At 50.6% G+C, this 16,852-nt stretch carries 15 protein-coding genes; 8 read left to right on the top strand and 7 right to left on the bottom strand.

The window, feature by feature from the left end; all coding sequences use genetic code 11:
- Positions 1-79: 79 nt before the first annotated feature.
- From ACL2XP_RS03360 to ACL2XP_RS03350, 3 genes are all read right to left on the bottom strand, one after another.
- Positions 80-748, bottom strand: a complete 669-nt coding sequence (locus ACL2XP_RS03360) for a DsbA family oxidoreductase (RefSeq protein ID WP_413737157.1) — start codon at positions 746-748, stop codon at positions 80-82.
- A gap of 249 nt (positions 749-997) precedes the next feature.
- Positions 998-2,251 carry an MFS transporter gene (locus ACL2XP_RS03355; RefSeq protein ID WP_413737156.1) on the bottom strand — a complete coding sequence of 418 codons (1,254 nt, stop codon included), beginning with the start codon at positions 2,249-2,251 and terminating at the stop codon, positions 998-1,000.
- Positions 2,252-2,486: 235 nt separating this feature from the next.
- A complete protein-coding gene (locus ACL2XP_RS03350) occupies positions 2,487-3,260 on the bottom strand; it encodes an SDR family NAD(P)-dependent oxidoreductase (protein WP_413737155.1) in 774 nt (257 codons plus the stop codon).
- 191 nt (positions 3,261-3,451) lie between these two features.
- Here ACL2XP_RS03350 and ACL2XP_RS03345 point away from each other — a divergent pair, with 191 nt between their 5' ends.
- Together ACL2XP_RS03345 and ACL2XP_RS03340 are read left to right on the top strand one after the other, a co-directional pair.
- Entirely contained in the window at positions 3,452-4,381 is a 930-nt protein-coding gene (locus ACL2XP_RS03345) for a LysR family transcriptional regulator (RefSeq protein ID WP_413737154.1), read from the top strand.
- 174 nt (positions 4,382-4,555) lie between these two features.
- Positions 4,556-4,933 carry a cupin domain-containing protein gene (locus ACL2XP_RS03340; RefSeq protein WP_413737153.1) on the top strand — a complete coding sequence of 126 codons (378 nt, stop codon included), beginning with the start codon at positions 4,556-4,558 and terminating at the stop codon, positions 4,931-4,933.
- A 209-nt stretch (positions 4,934-5,142) separates the two neighbouring features.
- On the opposite strand, the gene ACL2XP_RS03335 is transcribed toward ACL2XP_RS03340, so the two are convergent.
- Positions 5,143-6,093 (bottom strand): LysR family transcriptional regulator, encoded by a 951-nt coding sequence (locus ACL2XP_RS03335; RefSeq protein WP_413737152.1) that lies wholly within the window; start codon positions 6,091-6,093, stop codon positions 5,143-5,145.
- 184 nt (positions 6,094-6,277) lie between these two features.
- Here ACL2XP_RS03335 and ACL2XP_RS03330 point away from each other — a divergent pair, with 184 nt between their 5' ends.
- The 5 genes from ACL2XP_RS03330 to ACL2XP_RS03310 all read left to right on the top strand — a co-directional run bounded on the left by ACL2XP_RS03330 (position 6,278) and on the right by ACL2XP_RS03310 (position 12,335).
- The gene (locus tag ACL2XP_RS03330; RefSeq protein WP_413737151.1) at positions 6,278-7,543 is read left to right on the top strand and encodes an ABC transporter substrate-binding protein; all 1,266 of its coding nucleotides are present in this window, start codon (positions 6,278-6,280) and stop codon (positions 7,541-7,543) included.
- An 82-nt stretch (positions 7,544-7,625) separates the two neighbouring features.
- Positions 7,626-8,633: a carbohydrate ABC transporter permease gene (locus ACL2XP_RS03325; RefSeq protein ID WP_413737150.1), complete on the top strand. Its 1,008-nt coding sequence runs from the start codon at positions 7,626-7,628 to the stop codon at positions 8,631-8,633.
- A complete protein-coding gene (locus tag ACL2XP_RS03320; RefSeq protein WP_413737149.1) occupies positions 8,630-9,475 on the top strand; it encodes a carbohydrate ABC transporter permease in 846 nt (281 codons plus the stop codon). The genes ACL2XP_RS03325 and ACL2XP_RS03320 overlap by 4 nt, the downstream gene beginning before the upstream one ends.
- A gap of 19 nt (positions 9,476-9,494) precedes the next feature.
- On the top strand, positions 9,495-10,595 hold the full coding sequence (locus ACL2XP_RS03315) for an ABC transporter ATP-binding protein (RefSeq protein ID WP_413737148.1): 1,101 nt from the start codon (positions 9,495-9,497) through the stop codon (positions 10,593-10,595).
- A gap of 60 nt (positions 10,596-10,655) precedes the next feature.
- Positions 10,656-12,335 carry a glycoside hydrolase family 13 protein gene (locus tag ACL2XP_RS03310; protein WP_413737147.1) on the top strand — a complete coding sequence of 560 codons (1,680 nt, stop codon included), beginning with the start codon at positions 10,656-10,658 and terminating at the stop codon, positions 12,333-12,335.
- Between the two features lie 220 nt (positions 12,336-12,555).
- Here the strand turns inward: ACL2XP_RS03310 and ACL2XP_RS03305 are convergent, their stop codons facing one another.
- From ACL2XP_RS03305 to ACL2XP_RS03295, 3 genes are all read right to left on the bottom strand, one after another.
- Positions 12,556-13,578: a hypothetical protein gene (locus ACL2XP_RS03305; protein WP_413737146.1), complete on the bottom strand. Its 1,023-nt coding sequence runs from the start codon at positions 13,576-13,578 to the stop codon at positions 12,556-12,558.
- A gap of 467 nt (positions 13,579-14,045) precedes the next feature.
- The gene (locus ACL2XP_RS03300; RefSeq protein WP_413737145.1) at positions 14,046-14,747 is read right to left on the bottom strand and encodes a DUF6977 family protein; all 702 of its coding nucleotides are present in this window, start codon (positions 14,745-14,747) and stop codon (positions 14,046-14,048) included.
- Between the two features lie 4 nt (positions 14,748-14,751).
- Complete coding sequence (locus ACL2XP_RS03295; protein ID WP_413737144.1) at positions 14,752-16,428, bottom strand: DarT ssDNA thymidine ADP-ribosyltransferase family protein; 1,677 nt, start codon at positions 16,426-16,428, stop codon at positions 14,752-14,754.
- 259 nt (positions 16,429-16,687) lie between these two features.
- On the opposite strand from ACL2XP_RS03295, the gene ACL2XP_RS03290 reads away from it, so the two are divergent.
- The gene (locus ACL2XP_RS03290) at positions 16,688-16,843 is read left to right on the top strand and encodes an amidase family protein (protein WP_413737143.1); all 156 of its coding nucleotides are present in this window, start codon (positions 16,688-16,690) and stop codon (positions 16,841-16,843) included.
- The last annotated feature ends 9 nt before the right edge of the window (positions 16,844-16,852 follow it).

Genomic DNA, 16,852 nt, shown 5'->3' with positions numbered 1-16,852 from the left:
CCCTGGCCACCGCGGTGCTGATCCTGCGGCCCGGGACCGGAAGCAGGCAGGGCGCCGGTTGCCGCCGGCGCCATCAGCGCTACGCTTGCCGACCCGCATCCGACAATTCGGCGGCGATATCGCGCAGCGCGCTTTCAAAGGCGTCGGCGGGCTGACCGCCCGATATCAGCCATTTTTCATTGATCACGATGGCGGGTACGGAATTGATGCCGCGGGACAGCCACAGCTGCTCCGCCTCGCGCACCTCTGCGGCGTAGCGCCCCGAAGCCAGCACGTCCCGCGCCGCCGTCTCATCCAGCCCGGCGGAAACGGCAGCAGCGACCAGCACGTCGGGGTCCGACACATTGGCGCCATCGGTAAAATTCGCTTTAAATAGCGCCAGTTTCAACGGCTGTTGCCGTCCCTGGGTCCCGGCCCAGTACAGCAGCCGGTGAGCATCGAAGGTGTTATGGATGCGGCTATGTTCCGCCAGGGTAAACTCGAAACCGACATCGGCCGCCCGCGACCGGATCGTGGCGCGATTGGCGGCGGATTGTTCCGCGGTAGAGCCATATTTCTCGGCAACATGCTCAGCCAAATCCTGGCCCTCCGCCGGCATATCGGGGTTCAATTCGAAGGGTTGAAAAACGATCTCCGCCTGTACTTGATCGGTGGTCCGCGCCAATGCTTCTTGCAGACCGCGTAAGCCAATAATACACCAAGGGCAGGCGACATCGGACACAAAGTCGATTTTGAGATGTTGAACCATTGGGTCCACTCCTTAATAAGCCATGGATAATACTAAATGATAGCGCACCAGGCGAACCGCCCCCAGGGCTTGCCGCGCGCGCAGGAATTTTTCTTCGGTACGCCCGGTAGCCAAGACACGGTAACTAGGAGGCCAGTATGTTGATAATGCGATCGAAAGATTAGCCGGCGCCGGCGTGTTATAGCTTTAACGACTCCCTGAAGATACGCCGCGCGATTGTCCGGATAGCCAGGAGTTTACCGCCCGGCATCAGCGGTGGCGGCCGTGGGATGAACGTAGTACCAGCAATAACGATAGCGCGATAATAACAGCGGCCAACAGCACGACGACATGGGCGCCAAATACATCCAGCGCCAGCCCCCCGGCTAAAGCGCCGATGGCGATAGCGCCATTGAAGGCAACGACAAATAATGACAACGCGGCCTCGACATCTCCCGTTTCACCTGCGGCCCGGAATACCCAGGTTTGCAGGAGAACCGGCAGGGCCGCATAACTCATACCCCAGGGAACCAGCAGTGCAATAACGGCAAATTTATACTGCGCAACGCCCCAAAGCATTATCATACTCAGGGCCAGTACGGTTAACGTGAGAATCAATGCGCCGCGTAATGACCGGGCCATTGCGCTGCCGATAGAGAAATTCCCTAATACCCCGGCAGCGCCATATAACAGTAGCAACGAGCTGATCCAGGACGCGGGAATACCGGAAACATCCTGTAAGTATGGCGTAATATAGGTATACGCCAGGAAGTTACCGGTCATCACCAGCGCGGTGGTAAAGAAAATAAACCGGATCTGTCCATGGTAAAAGGCATCAATGATGGCGCGTAAATTACCCGTGCTCTGCGACGGCAATGGGGGCAATACGATTAAAGCCGCTACGCAGACGACCAAACTGAGCAAGGATAGCGCGCCAAATGCGGCATGCCAGCCAAAATATTGGCCGATAAGCGTGCCTAAAGGAACCCCGAGCACGGCAGCCACCGCCAGCCCGCCCAATACCAGGGAAGTAGCCCTAACGGCCTGATGCTGCGGAACCAGGCGTATCGCCATTGCGGTTGCGATGGACCAAAACACGCCGATGGCCATGGCGACGATGATCCTGGCTAACAGCAATAAGGTAAAGGTGGTGGCGACGGCAGCCAGCGCGTTTCCCACCAGGCAAACGACCATCAAGCCGACCATAATCCATTTGCGGTCAAACCTGGCGGTCAGTACCGTCAACGGCCCGGCGGTGATCGCGACAAAAAGCGCAAATCCGGTGACCAGGAGGCCGGTCATGCCTAATGACAGATGTATCCCCGCAGCGATAGGTCCGAGCAGCCCAATCGGCAGCATTTCGGAACTGACAAAGGTAAAACAGCCGATAGCCAAGGCCAGGATCGCAATCCAGGTCTTAAGCGAAGCACCCGCGGGTGAGGTTTCAGTTTTATCGAGATGTTGCGATACGGTCGCTGGCGCTAGCTCATGCTTGCGCGCCGCTGGCGAGGCATTATTGGGCATTTTTATTCCTATGATAAAATATAAAAACTGGCGGTGAAATGTATGGTTTTCCCTTTATCGCAGAGGATAATCAAAGAAAATAGCTTTAGTCATGGTTATAAGGAGCCAATGCGTCAAATAATATTATTTGATGCATTGGATATATATTTCGCTCTGGTTAATTAACTTTCAATAAAATGCTATATTCCGATCCGCGGTAACCTTAATTACACAATAAACCGGCAGCGTCGCTTATTTAATGTGTGATGTTAATTCCCGAAAGACCGGCACAGGTATTAATCAAGGCATCTTGCAGCTCAATCTGGTGCGCGGCGGGATGAACCTTCTGCGGGCGTTGATGATAGAAATAGCCTCCGGAACCGGTGGCTAAAGGATCATCGCTCACCGCAAGCCAGGCCTGGGTGCGATACGCCGCATCCAAATCATCATTGGCATCCGGCCCCCCCATCTTGGTGGCGACCCAACCTGGTTCCAAGGCATTGGAATAGATACCCGGCCAATAACGAGCCATGGCGAAAGCCAATAACACATCATGGAATTTTGTCTCGGAATAGGCCTGCGTGCCATCCCAAGGCCTTTTTTGCCAGAGTAAATCATCCAGAACACCCTCGGTGCGTCGATGCAACAACGAGCTGAGGTAGATTAAACGTTTGGGTTTTTCAATCAGCGCGGTGAGGATATAGGGGGCCAACGTATTCACGGCAAAAAGCTGCGGCAGGCCATCTACCGTCTCAATACGCTTTGGTTCACGATAGCCGATGCCCGCATTATGGATCACCGCGTCAAAAGCCCCCAATTGGTTGACGCGTTCTGCCAGCGCGCGCGTTTCGGCAATACTGGATAAATCGCCGATAAGGACCGCGAGTGCGGATGGCAGCGCTTGGCGCGTTTCTTCAGCCCGGGCAGCATTCCTGGCATGCAACGCCACGTGGTGACCTTCCGCCGCCAACAACCGGGCCGCCATTAACCCCAGACCGTCGGACGATCCGGTAATAAATACTCGTGCCATGGTTTTCTCCCAATTTTCAGGTTATCAGTGGATATTTACATATGACGGACATACCAGACCGTGATTCCCGCAATGACAATGGGATTGACTTCCGGCCATGCCGCGACTGCCGTTCTGGTGATAATTTTGTGCTCTCCGGTCCTGTTTTGCGATAACCTGAAAATCATTTAATTAATGACGTTTAGGCATTAATGATGAGTTTCGATGAAAAAATACTCAATGGCATGGGCGTGTTGGCGGCCATCGTCGATACCGGCAGTTTTGCCAGGGCCGCGGAAACATTAAATATGTCGCAGTCAGGCATCAGTCGCTCTATAGCCCGCCTTGAAGCCCGGTTAAGTATTCGTTTACTGGATCGCACCACCCGGTCGGTCGCGCTTACGGATGAAGGACGCCGGTTTTATGAACAAGTCATCCCCCTGTTAAGGGGCTTGGAAGACGCTGCCGCCACGGCATCGGGAAGCACGGCTATGATACGCGGCCGCCTGCGCGTTAATGTCGATCCTTTCTTCTCAAGTCTTATTTTGGGTCCCCGTCTGGGAACATTTATCGACGATCACCCGGAACTACAGCTTGAATTAGCGACGCGGGATCGGCTGGGAGACATGGTTGCCGACGGGTTTGATCTGGCCATTCGTTTCGATGAGCCCCGCATGTCCAACTTAGTCGCCCGCAAACTGTTAGAAACCCGGATCGTTACCGTTGCGGCGCCGTCATATATTAAGCGGCACGGACGGCCGCAGACCCCGCAGGAGCTGGCAGGACATGTTTGTATCGAGTTCCGTAATCCGGAAACCGGGCGGCCCTTTGTGTGGGAGTTTTACCGCCAGGGCGAAAGGGTGGCGATCAATACCCGGGGACGATTGACGGTTAATGACGTGCAAACGATGCTTAGCGTCTGCCTGGCCGGATACGGCGTGGCCCAGGTAATGGAACTAGGAGCGGAAACGATGCTGGAGAAGGGCCGCTTTATTGACTTGTTCCCCGACTGGCGGGATGACCGCTTTCCCTTATTTGCCGTCTACCCTTCCCGCCATTATTTGCCGGCAAAAACCCGTGCCTTTCTTGATTTCGTTATCTCCATCGCCCCCTCCGCCGGGATGATCCTACCCCCTTATTGAATATCTCGATGGATTTTACGCATCGTTTTACCTGCATTCCAGAGATGCTTACGGCCGGCCCCGCTCCGGCACACGGCGCGCCGCCTGCCCGTTGCCGCCAGGAAAAAGAAATGCGTTGCCGGATTTCGGCCATTTAGTCAAACTGAACGGAAAATAATACCTGGAGACGCCATTATGCCTAAATTGAACAAAGTCAATTTAACCGCGGCCTTTGCTACCTTTACTGAAACCTGGAGCCCGCGCGTTGGCGGGGATATCAATGAATTCCAGATCAAATTGGCAAAATTTGAGGGAGAGTTCAACTGGCATCACCATGATAATGAAGATGAACTTTTTTTCGTTATCCGCGGACGTTTGCGCATGCAGTTGCGCGCGGAAAACGGCGGTGATGTGGTGCTTGAACCCGGGGAGTATATTATTGTGCCGCACGGCGTTGAACATTGCCCAAAAGCGGAACCTACCTGCGAAGTGGTGTTGCTGGAGCGCAACAGCACCGTGAATACCGGCAACGTTGAGAATGAACGCACGATACGCGATTTAAACCGCATTTAAAGACGGGCGGGTAATATCGCGCTACCAGTCTCTCCAACAGTGCCAGACGCAATTACCGCCAGAGGGAGAGACATCCGCCGCACTCAGCCAACACCAGGCGATCGATAGTCCGCATTCTACCGATTTCTGGAAGGCGGCGGCGGTAGCCAGGGCAGTAAAATCTCGTTCGGTTTGGTAAAAAAACCATGGGAACACCGCAAGGCGTTGGTTCAGGTATGGTTGTTTTCCAATACTGATAAATGTTGCTTCACAAACTGGCGGATTAAATCCATAAGCTGGACGATATGAGCAGCGTCAATATTCTCGCGCATTATATATGCTCCAACGTTATCCCGTCGGTTATGTTGGTCTAATCGCAGTGGAACAATATGGTGTTTGTAGAAATATTGGTCCATACATGCCGGATATGGCATGATGCTATCTGAATTATTGAGTATATCGATAGCCGCCATCATTGAATTTGTCGAATAAACCACACGCTCGGTTAAATGAAGCTGGTTACGATCGTATTTTTTACTTTGCATATCTTCGACAATACTTTGTTGGCGCACCGTATCCGGCGTTACTTCAAGATAAGGGAAAGATAGCAGGCTATCGCCGCTTAATGGCAATCCGCTGTTAAGTAGCGGATGAGTATCGCGGACATACATGCCGTTAACAGTGCTAAATAAAGGAAAAAAATGAATACCATACTTCGGGTTAAGGCCCTTTATTTCATGACCTATGAATAGATCGATATCGCTGCTTAACAACAAATCCATCAACCACAAATGATTACCTAAATCAATATGGATATTTGCAGTAGTAAAACGCTTGCTGTATAAATTAAAAATATCTTTGACAAACATATACCACCAAGCATGGCCGGCGCCAATTCGCAAGCTTTGTTCTTGCCGTTCTTTTAACGCCGTCATCTTAATAAACGTATTGTCATATATACGCTGTATCATCCTGGCTTGCTCAAGTAAAATATCGCCATACAAGGTGAGCTTTACGCCGGTGGATGTCCGTTCCAGCAAAGGTACGCCCATGTTTTCTTCCAGCTTTTTCATGTTATGCGTAAGCGTCGGCTGGCTGAGGCACAGCTTGTTTGCAGCATGGCTCACATTTTTAAATGATGCCACTTCTATAAACTGTCGCAAAAATTTGTCCAAGATCACATTTACCCCGTAAGATATAGATTTTATCTATACCTTACGGGGTAAATGACATTTCCGTCAAAGGATTTCCTCTTATAGTATGCATGAAAAGGGAGGGTTTTGTAGGGACCTTTCCAATTCAGTTGGGCCAGCGTTTTTTAAGCATCATTGCTTTATCTAATAGTCAGAAATACAAGAGGATAAAATGAAAAAGCTGACAGTAAATATACTTATAGCAGCATTAGCCGGTATAGTTAATTTAGCTTATGCCGATACATTGCGAATGGAATGCCCAACTTCACCAGGCGGAAAAGAATATTGCAAATATATCAAGGACCGATTTGAAGCCAAAACAGGTACCACACTAGAATTTGTTGACCTTCCTACTGCTTCCGATGAAAAGCTGGCTTTATTGCAACAACTATTTGCAGCCAAAGATGCAAAGGCCGTCGATGTATTTGATGCTGATACAGTCTGGATTGGTTTGCTCGATCGACATATGCTTGATTTAACGCCTTATGTCAAAGATATGAAAAAAGACTTTTTCCCCGGTGCTTGGCAAAACGATACGGTCAATGGAAAGGTTAAAGCAATCCCGCATTATCTTGACAGCGGGGCTTTATATTTTCGTAAAGATATTTTAGAAAAATATGGGGAAAAACCGCCGACCAGCTGGCAAGAATTAACCCGTATTGCTACGCATATTCAGCAAGAAGAACGCAAAGCGGGCCATAGCAACTTCTGGGGTATCGTATTCCAGGGTAAATCCTACGAAGGGCTTACCTGCAATGCCCTTGAGTGGGTTGATTCCTATGGTGGCGGTACTTTTGTCGATGATAACGGCAAAATTACCATTAATAATCCCCAGGCTGCTCAAGCGCTGGATATGGCTGCCGGATGGATTGGGAAAATCACCCCGCAAGGGGTGCTGGGCTATAAAGAAGATGAATCCCGTACCGTATTTCAAAACGGCGATGCCCTGTTTATGCGCAATTGGCCTTATGCCTACGTACTTTCGCAGGGCGATGACAGTCCATTAAAAGGCAAAGTAGGCGTCATGCCGCTACCAGGCACCGCCGACGGTAAATCAGCGAGCACACTCGGCGGCTGGCAATGGGCAGTTAACGCCAATACCAAAAATCCCATGGCCGCGGTTGAATTGGTTAAAATGCTCGCTGATAACGAATCGCAAAAAATGTCTTTGAAATTACTGGGATTTTCGCCAACCGACCCCGCATTATATGATGATCCAGAGGTACTGGCGCTGGCGCCGCACCTGGCCCAATTTAAAAATATTTTTGCCACGGCAATAGCCCGTCCCGCTTCGCAAACCAAAGGACAATACTCTCGCGTCTCTAACGCCATTTTTAATACCACCTTTACCGTATTACGTGGCGGCATGGATGGCAAAACGGCGGTAGCCGACCTCGAAAAGCGGCTTGAGCGCATCAAAGGACATGACTGGCATTAAGTTCTACCTGAAGGCCCGGCCGGCCCTTAATGGTTTGCCGGGTCTTCATCCCGCTAGCGTTGCAGATTGCCCGGAGTGATTGATGAAACGCACTACCCAAAGGATGCCCAGGGCAAATACCCCGACAACATCATCCCCCCATGCCATAAAGCCAATACGTACCGGTAAGGGCCGTAAATTAAATTATCAAAGACGCCGCAACCGCATTGCCTGGGTTTTAGTCGCGCCAGTGCTGCTATTATTAGCATTGGTTGCCGGCTGGCCACTCTTACGTACGCTTTTTTTCAGTTTTACCGATGCTGCTTTAGATAACCCTCAAGAATATAACTTGGTAGGTTTCGATAATTATTTCTCGTTTTCCCCAAGTCATAATTATGGTGTATTGGCCGATCCGCTCTGGTGGCACTCGGTAGTTAATACTCTATGGTTTTGCGCCATATCGGTTGCCTTTGAACTGGCACTAGGCATGTTATTGGCTTTGCTGATGAACCAGAAATTTCGTGGCCTGGGCCTGGTACGAACCGCTATTTTAGTGCCATGGGCCATTCCCACTATCGTCAGCGCCAAAATGTGGAGCTGGATGTTTCATGACCAATATGGCGTAGTAAATGCCCTGCTAAACCAGTTCGGCATCATTAGCAGCCACCCGGCATGGATTGCCGAGCCCTCATTGTCCATGTGGGCGGTGGTTATTGCCGATGTATGGAAAACCACGCCTTTTATGGCGCTGATGTTACTCGCCGCGCTGCAATTGATCCCAACCGATCTCTACGAGGCCGCCCGGGTCGACGGCGCTAACGCCTGGCAGAGGTTCAAGCGTATTACCCTGCCGCTGATTATGCCGGCGATGATCGTGGCCTTGATATTCAGGGTCATGGATGCCATGCGGGTTTTCGATCTCATTTATGTGCTGACATCTAATAGTGAGTCAACCATGTCTATTTCTGGTTACGCACGGGAACAAATGATGAATTACCAGGAACTAGGAACGGGTTCTGCCGCTTCCGTGCTGGTCTTCATGATGGTTGCCGGCATAGCTGCCTGCTTTCTTTATGCCTCGCGGTTGCATGAAAAGGAGAATAAAAGGTGAAATTAAGCCGCAACCAACGCACGCTTGGCAGTAAGTTACTCATTTTTGCCAGCTCGGCGTTAATTTGTATTATCTGTCTATTCCCTTTTTATTATGCCATATTAACTTCGCTGCGTACCGGGCAGGAACTCATTCTACCCAATTTTATACCTAGCGGATTCCATTGGAGTAACTACGCTACCGCGTTAATTGATAATGGTATAGCAAGGAGCTTGCTTAATTCTGTTCTGGTGGCAACGGTAACCGTGACCATCTGTCTTTTAATTTCAATTACCGCCGCCTTTGCGTTAGCACGCATTCCCTTCAAGGGGCGTAAATATTTATTATTTACCATCTTGTGCGTATCAATGTTTCCCCAAGTAGCCATTTTATCAGGCATGTTTGAATTAGTTCGATTTATCGGGCTTTATGATTCTCTCGGCGCTTTGGTCGTGTCATATACAACATTTTCCCTGCCGTTTACCGTCTGGGTGTTAACCACTTTTATGAAATCTATCCCTATTGAATTAGAAGAAGCGGCAATCGTGGACGGTGCGAGCACATGGATTATTATTCGCCGGGTTTTTGCACCGGTGATGGCGCCAGCACTGGTAACTACCGGTTTATTGACCTTTATCGGCGCCTGGAACGAATTTATGTTTGCCCTGACGTTTGTTATTTCGGGAGACAAACGTACCGTGCCCGTGGCCATTAGTATGCTGAGGGGAGCGTCCCAATACGAACTACCTTGGGGAAGTATTATGGCGGCGTCGGTCGTCGTGACGTTACCCATCGTCATCTTAGTTCTCATTTTCCAAAGACGTATTGTCAGCGGCCTGACGAGCGGCGCGGTAAAAGGCTAATTTAAACAAGGTTAATGAAATGGCTCAATTATTTTTAGAAAAGCTGAAAAAAGACTACGGCAACGGCATAGAAGTCATTAAAGAGCTGGATTTGAAGATAGACAGCGGCGAATTCGTGGTCGTTGTCGGGCCATCAGGCTGCGGCAAATCAACGTTATTACGCATGGTCGCAGGCCTTGAGGAAATCAGTAGCGGCAAAATGTATATCGATGATATTTGCGTCAATGACGACACGCCATCTGAGCGCGGTATTGGTATGGTCTTTCAATCCTATGCGCTCTATCCCCATATGAGCGTGTATAAAAATATGGCTTTCGCTCTTGAGCTGGCAGGCCATAGCCCCGCGGAAATTGATCGCCGCGTACGCGAAAGCGCACGTATTTTACAGCTTGGGCATCTGCTAGACCGACGGCCAAAAGACTTATCCGGCGGCCAACGGCAGCGGGTTGCGATCGGACGGGCGATTGTGAGGGAACCCAAGCTGTTTTTATTCGATGAGCCGCTATCCAATTTGGATGCTTCGCTGCGGGTGCAAATGCGCATGGAGATCTCCGCGCTACACAAACGGCTTGGCACCACCATCCTGTATGTCACTCATGACCAGGTCGAAGCAATGACCCTGGCCGATCGCATTGTCGTACTCAATCAAGGCAATATTGAGCAGGTGGGCACACCGCTGGAGCTTTATGATTATCCAGCCAATGAATTTGTCGCCCAGTTTATCGGATCGCCAAAAATGAATTTACTGCCGGTAGTCATAGAACAGTGCGGCGAACAGCAGACTATAGTACGTCTCGATAGCGGAAAAGAACTCACGCTCCCTGTCGCCACCCCGTCCTATGCCAAAGGACAAACATGCGCATTAGGGATACGCCCGGAGCATATACGGCGCTGTAGCGCAGAGCAACGCGACCTCCATGGCGAGGTGATGTTTGTTGAGCAGATGGGTAATGAAACCTATCTGTATGTCAGTAACGGCAAAGGAACCGGGCCCTGGGTATTACGCAATGCTGAGCGTTTTCTGGCATCTATTGGCGACAGCGTGGATATCCGTTTACCTCAACACGCCTGCCATCTTTTCGGTGCCGATGGCCAGGCATTCTCTCGCCTGCGGCCTTAAATATATTATTAGCATTGGGGGCGCAGAGTCCCTTTTCGTTTTCATGAAAGGAATTTTATAATGAACCAGGCCCCTTTTAGCCGTATCGCCAAAAACTGGTGGAAAGAGTCTATTGTTTATCAAATTTATCCACGCAGTTTTATGGATTCAAATAATGATGGCATCGGTGATTTAAAAGGCATTATCAGCAAGCTAGGATACCTCAAAGAATTAGGCATTGACGTCATTTGGATATGCCCAGTATATAAATCGCCAAACGATGACAACGGTTATGATATAAGCGATTACCAGTCTATTATGGCTGAATTCGGTACCATGGCTGACTTTGACCAACTTCTCTCAGAGGTTCATCGTCACGGCATGCGCCTGATTATTGATCTCGTCGTCAACCATACCTCGGATGAACATCCGTGGTTCATTGAGTCGCGTTCGTCGCGCGATAATGAAAAACGCGACTGGTATATCTGGCGGGACGGCCATGATGGCAAAGAACCTAATAACTGGGAAGCTATATTTAAAGGGTCCGCATGGGAATATGACGAAAAAACCCAACAATATTTCATGCATTTATTCACCGCCCGCCAGCCCGATCTTAATTGGGAAAACCAGCATATGCGCAATTCCATTTATCTTATGATGCGCTGGTGGCTGGACAAGGGGATCGATGGATTTCGTATCGATGCTATTTGCCATATGAAAAAAGATCCGCTATTGAGCGATATGCCCAATCCCCAGGGCCTTCCCTTCGTAGCCTCATTTGAAAAACACATGAATTATGACGGCCTGCTGGATTATGTTGATGACATGAGTAACAACGTTTTTCGGTATTATGACATCATGACCGTTGGCGAAGTGAACGGCGTATCCTCGACACAAGCCGAGGAATGGGTTGGTGAAAATTATGGCCGGCTGAATATGATATTTCAGTTTGAACACGTTAGGCTTTGGGACATAGATAAAGGCCTGCCGCTCGATATTAGCGTACTTAAGGACATTTTTACTCGCTGGCAGTCCGCTCTCGAAGGCAAAGGCTGGAATGCTCTCTATCTGGAAAATCATGACGTAACCCGGGTAACGTCCCGCTGGGGTGATGTCGGGCGTTATTGGCGTGAAAGCGCGACCGCCATCGCCGCCATGTATTTCCTGATGCAGGGTACGCCCTTTATTTACCAAGGACAGGAAATCGGCATGACCAATTCCCAATTTAGCTCCCTAAATGATTTTCAGGATGTATCGGCCAAAAACCTTTACGAGGAGTTGCGCCGCCAGGGCATGACAGATCGGGAGAGCATATCAATATTGGCCCGTACGGGACGCGATAACTCACGCACACCGATGCAATGGAATGCCGGCCCAAACGCGGGCTTCAGCCAGGCGACCCCTTGGCTGGCGGTAAATGAAAATTACCCGGTGGTTAACGTAGCGCTGCAACAGCGGGACCCCGGCTCTGTCCTCAATTTCTATCGCGCGCTGATCCGATTGCGCAAAAAAGAACAGGCATTAGTGTACGGCCATTACGAATTAGTGTTGGCAGAGCATAAACACATCTATGCCTACACTCGCACCTTGGATGAAGACCGGATAGTCGTGCTTTGTAATCTCAGCGGTACCACGGCAGCCTATGAGTGGGATGATATATCAACGCTTGTCCGTACTTTACTACTGACCAATAGCTCGTCGAGTAAAGAGAATGGGGTATTAACACCGTGGGAAACCAGAATTTATCGCTTGATAAAATAACGTGATGGCTCTTTTATTTCAAAATAAAACTTCGCTTGTCAGGCTACGGATTGGTATATGAAGTGGCCGATATGCAGTTTATTATTTCGGTTATTGCGGTTGGCAAAAGAGATCTCGTTCTACTCAAATCACCCTTATGCACATAGGGTTCGTCATCATCAGCGCTGATAAAAGGGTGGGATATCGCTATCCCACCCGCTTTGTAATGACGCTATAGCTCTTACAGCGGACGCTGATGAGTAAGGACTTGGCGGGGTTGCGTACGGCGGCCCAGCATGCCCATTACGCCGGCCAGGATGGCTTCGACAATCAACATAAAGAAGGTGAACCAGCTGGCTTTAGCGGTCGCGGCCGCAGCTTTTTCGCTGGCTTCCCGGGCTTTTTGCTCCGCCTGCTGTTTCAGTTGTTCATATTGAACGCGGGCTTGCTGATAGCTTTTTTCCGTTTGGCTGACAATCTGCTCAGCTTCCTGATCGCTCTTGCCGGTTCGCGCTTTAATAATGTTTTTCAACGCATCACGGTCGGCGGCCTGGAAGGTATCTTCATTACGCTGGATCAGGTTCTTAATAAAATTAGCGACATCGGTATCAGCCGTCTGCGGATGATTTGCGGTATCAGCCGCCTGGTTTTGCGCGTTATTTGCTTCGCTCTGGGCTTTATTTTGCAGATTCTCCGGCTGCAGTTCTGGTTTACCCGTCTGGCGCAATGTGGTTTCGAGTTCATTTTGCAGGCTGTCGAGATTAATATTATTTTCCGCCAGTTTATCTTTAACCGTTTGCGTTACCGAGGGCGCGGCGGCGGATATTCCATTGCCTACTATCTGTAACCCCGATCCCATAACGCTCATTGCCCCGCTCATGACGTGATTGACCACCACCAGCAGGAACCAGGCGCAAATCAGGGTATTAACGCCGAACATCAACAGGCCGTGCAGAGCCCCTTCGCGCTGGGCCAGACGGCCGCTGGCATAAGCGCCCGCCGCAATGGATATCAACATGCTGACGCCGGTCCAGATGGCCGCGCCTGTCCCCAAGCCATCAAGAGGATTCTGTTCTTTTAGCGGATCGATGGTGCTGGCACCTATGGCGGTACCCAATATGGCCAGCAGTAAATAGACCACCATTGAAATAATGACACCGGCAAAAATAGCGCTCCACGAAATACGTTTCAGCGGAATACCATTCACCGGTTCAACCAATGTTTCACTGTATGTTCCTGTTCCAGTGGTTGAATTTTCGATCATGTTGTAATCTCCATTTATCGCCAGACTTGTCATCGTCAAAACGCAGTAAAACCAAAAGAAAAATATGCGCCCTGTCGCTAATGGCAGCATTTAATAGCAACCTAACATTAGCTTTAGTAATATTAGTCACAGAATGGAAAATGCACCAACAAATCTTTACATAATGTAATTTCGGCATAAAAAATCCACAAAAAACCAATAATAATCATTAATTTATATCATTGCATTAAATTGCGCCGCGGTTACAGGCACGCCTGTAAAAGTGAGGTAATTGTCATATTTATATTAGCCATGTTGAAGAACCTGAGCCAGTTTGTCGCAAACCGCAGGGCTTTTGCCTTACGCGCCGGCTCACGGCAAGGAAGGCCTGCGCTATCGGTAATAGCGCTCCATGGGCTGGCTACGCCGTGAAAGTTTTCGGTCATACGCCGGCATCCAGCTAATATGACTGTGGGGTAAGCAGGGGATCAGAAAAGGGACGCCTGGCTTGGACTATCCGGCCCATTGCCGCCGCCGGGCCGATTGCCGACGAGCTTAAGAAATGCCCCTTGGCCGCCTTGTACCTGGTTCAATTCACCGCGTTGAGCGAGCGCGGCATACAGCGCAATGGCATATGCCTGGCAGTTAATCGACTTCACCGGATTAAATTCAATATCTGTAAACGCCCCATAGCCGGCCAGACTATCCACCAGCGACGGATTCTGCATCAGCGCGGTGATATAAAGCCAGTCGTAGAACGCGGTTCGAGGAACCGGCGGCCAGTCCTGATCTTCGAAATGAAACTTTATCAGCCGGCCAGAGTTGCGCAGGCGAACGTCCCGTTTGGCTTCTGATGAGGTGCCGGCATAAAGATCACGATAGGGGCCGCCGTTTTCAAAGACCTTACTTCCCTGAAATGCGCACTCAACGCTAATTCCGTGCGGATAATCCTGCGTTTTCAGCATAAGGTTGAAAGCGCTGAGCTGCGTACCCAGTTTTTCCGTTGATTTGCCGGAAACCTCAAGAATGTTATCAACACCGAGGCGCTGGCGAGCGGCTTGGTGTAATGATGCGATAGACAGCTGTTTACGTGAAACGGACAGCCCGGGGAACCAATCAAAGGTGACATTCTCAGTGCGTACAAGCAACTCCCCTTCCGGGTTTGCGATAAATACCGGTCGTTGTGCCATAGGCTTAAACTCTCCAGGCTCCGCTATAACGACGGGAACCGAATGGCCCGGTGCCCGGTGGATACACTTTCCATTTTCGTGAACCGATCGTCTCGGCGCACGCCGCTTGCGCCTCGGCGCTTTCAAACGCGAATCCCTCAATGAATTTTGCTTCGATAGTATCGAAAACCAGAACTTCGCCCTGGGGGTCGGTAGGGTCGTAGTCATTGAGATGCTGTTCCTCCCGGGACGGGCCGCCTTGCGCAGGGGTAAACATGTCGTGAAAAGCGTCGATAGTCGTAAGCGTCGCCAGCGAACGTCCCAATATCCTGCGGTCAGCAGCGTTATACCGGCAGAACCCGCATTTTTTCTCCCACAGGATGGCGGGATCAAGAAGCAGGACCACCCAATACTCGCCGGGATTTAACATTCGGTATTTATAGAACATCTTGTAGTTTGGAAAAGCGATAGACAGTGAAACCGCGCCGGGGTAGCCATCAAGGCGCAGCGGATCGTTAAGGTGCGGGTTAAGGCCAGCCGCCCGCGCTTTATCTATCGGGCACAGCCCATGTGCGAGAATCGATTTCAAATTACTGGCGCGTGTGAAATGAGCCAGCAACGGTATTTTCTTGCCCAAGGCGGCCTTTCCGATCGCATCGCGTAACGTTTGATCCGCAGATTGCGGCGGGGTGGGAAAATTAGGCATAACCCTGGCGGTAACGGATATCCGCCGCCTTCGGCCGTTGGTAAAAAAAGCGCCGCCCGGGGGACTTATTTCTGTTGCCGCTTGCGGTCGCGGCGCGGTTTCGCCCATGAACTCCCGCCATAATCCGATCTCGGCAATACCGCGCCAGTCGGCGCCCGGCCGTCCGAAACAAAAGAGACGGCCGAGAAGATCCCCGCCGCCTATATCGCTGATACTCTGCTCGAAAATGGCTTTCAGTCCAGGGTTTTTCAGGCGCATAAGGACTTCCCCCAGAAACACGCCATAGTCATCTATCGCCGCGTTAAGTTTATCCTCAATGGCCTGGTTGATGCTCCGATCCGCATGAACCGGGAATAAGCGAAAATCAGTACATTTGATTGCGGCCGGCGGTTTGACCGTGCCGCCGTCATGCAGCAGTTTTTCGAGCCTTGCCTGATGGGACGCGTATATCTTTTGCATTTCGTCATCAGCGGACAATACGCTTTCACGCTCCAGCCGGCGCTGGGCGTCCTCCAGCGATTTTTCGATGTACAGCCGTTCTGTTTCACACGCGAGCAATAACGGCGACGTCGCAGTCTGTACCGCCCGCTGGAACGAAACCCGATCGTCCAGTTCATTTAAAAACAGCGCGACCGAACTCAGTATCCCCGGTGTTTCATGCAGCTTCGGCTGCCCGATGTTTTTTTTATCGGCCATCGCCGGGACGGTTCGCTTCGCGATGGGTGGCGGGCTGACACGGGGTAGCGGCGGTCTGGCAACCGCAGGCGCAGGCGGCGGCGCAGTGGCTGCCGCTGGGGGCTTAAAACTCCCGCCGGCTGCGGGTTTAGGGGCGACTGACTCAGGCGGCTTGATCAAATAAAACGTAACCCAGATAACCAATAACTGGACAATGATCAGCGGGGGCCAGAATAAATTTACGAGCGTAAACGCCGTCCAGATGAGGCTTGCCGCCATCAACCGCTTGGGCGCGATAAACCGCGTCAGGATCAAAGTCATAATAATAGTCAATTGATAAAGCAATACCGCCACGTGCCACCCCGCCTGGACAATCCGTTTCCGGAAATAATCTTTTATTTTTATCGCCGCCGTCCAAAAACATATTAACAATCCGAGTTTTGGTACCCGTGCGGCGTCATAGTTTACCTTATTGTGAAGACGTCAATATCCCTTTTGATGAATTGCAATTCAATATCGTTAAAGGCCATGGTGTGAGCGCTCAGTTTTCCTTACGACGGTATTTGTATCCATATCAAAATTGTTGCCTTTTGGTCAAAGTCATAACAGGAATGCGGAATACCCGCAGACATGCGGTTCATCTTCTGGTTCGGACGTCGCCGTCGCGGCGGGTTACGCGGATCTGACGCTCGGGACCAACTGCGGCGGCTCGGTTGGTCTTCCTGACAGCCATTGAGGCATAATG

The sequence above is a fragment of the Sodalis sp. RH21 genome, from assembly GCF_047324175.1.
In the GTDB taxonomy this organism is placed as follows: domain Bacteria; phylum Pseudomonadota; class Gammaproteobacteria; order Enterobacterales; family Enterobacteriaceae; genus Acerihabitans.
The sequence above is the reverse complement of the archived record's forward strand: the minus strand, read 5'-3'. Positions and strand labels throughout refer to the sequence as shown.

Excerpts from the sequence above, each read along its gene's own strand:
- ACL2XP_RS03340 (WP_413737153.1), top strand. The coding sequence starts at position 4,556 with ATGCCTAAATTGAACAAAGTCAATTTAACCGCGGCCTTTGCTACCTTT.
- ACL2XP_RS03350 (WP_413737155.1), bottom strand. The coding sequence starts at position 3,260 with ATGGCACGAGTATTTATTACCGGATCGTCCGACGGTCTGGGGTTAATG.
- ACL2XP_RS03325 (WP_413737150.1), top strand. The coding sequence starts at position 7,626 with ATGAAACGCACTACCCAAAGGATGCCCAGGGCAAATACCCCGACAACA.
- ACL2XP_RS03295 (WP_413737144.1), bottom strand. The coding sequence starts at position 16,428 with ATGACTTTGATCCTGACGCGGTTTATCGCGCCCAAGCGGTTGATGGCG.
- ACL2XP_RS03355 (WP_413737156.1), bottom strand. The coding sequence starts at position 2,251 with ATGCCCAATAATGCCTCGCCAGCGGCGCGCAAGCATGAGCTAGCGCCA.
- ACL2XP_RS03360 (WP_413737157.1), bottom strand. The coding sequence starts at position 748 with ATGGTTCAACATCTCAAAATCGACTTTGTGTCCGATGTCGCCTGCCCT.
- ACL2XP_RS03345 (WP_413737154.1), top strand. The coding sequence starts at position 3,452 with ATGATGAGTTTCGATGAAAAAATACTCAATGGCATGGGCGTGTTGGCG.
- ACL2XP_RS03315 (WP_413737148.1), top strand. The coding sequence starts at position 9,495 with ATGGCTCAATTATTTTTAGAAAAGCTGAAAAAAGACTACGGCAACGGC.
- ACL2XP_RS03300 (WP_413737145.1), bottom strand. The coding sequence starts at position 14,747 with ATGGCACAACGACCGGTATTTATCGCAAACCCGGAAGGGGAGTTGCTT.
- ACL2XP_RS03310 (WP_413737147.1), top strand. The coding sequence starts at position 10,656 with ATGAACCAGGCCCCTTTTAGCCGTATCGCCAAAAACTGGTGGAAAGAG.
- ACL2XP_RS03305 (WP_413737146.1), bottom strand. The coding sequence starts at position 13,578 with ATGATCGAAAATTCAACCACTGGAACAGGAACATACAGTGAAACATTG.
- ACL2XP_RS03330 (WP_413737151.1), top strand. The coding sequence starts at position 6,278 with ATGAAAAAGCTGACAGTAAATATACTTATAGCAGCATTAGCCGGTATA.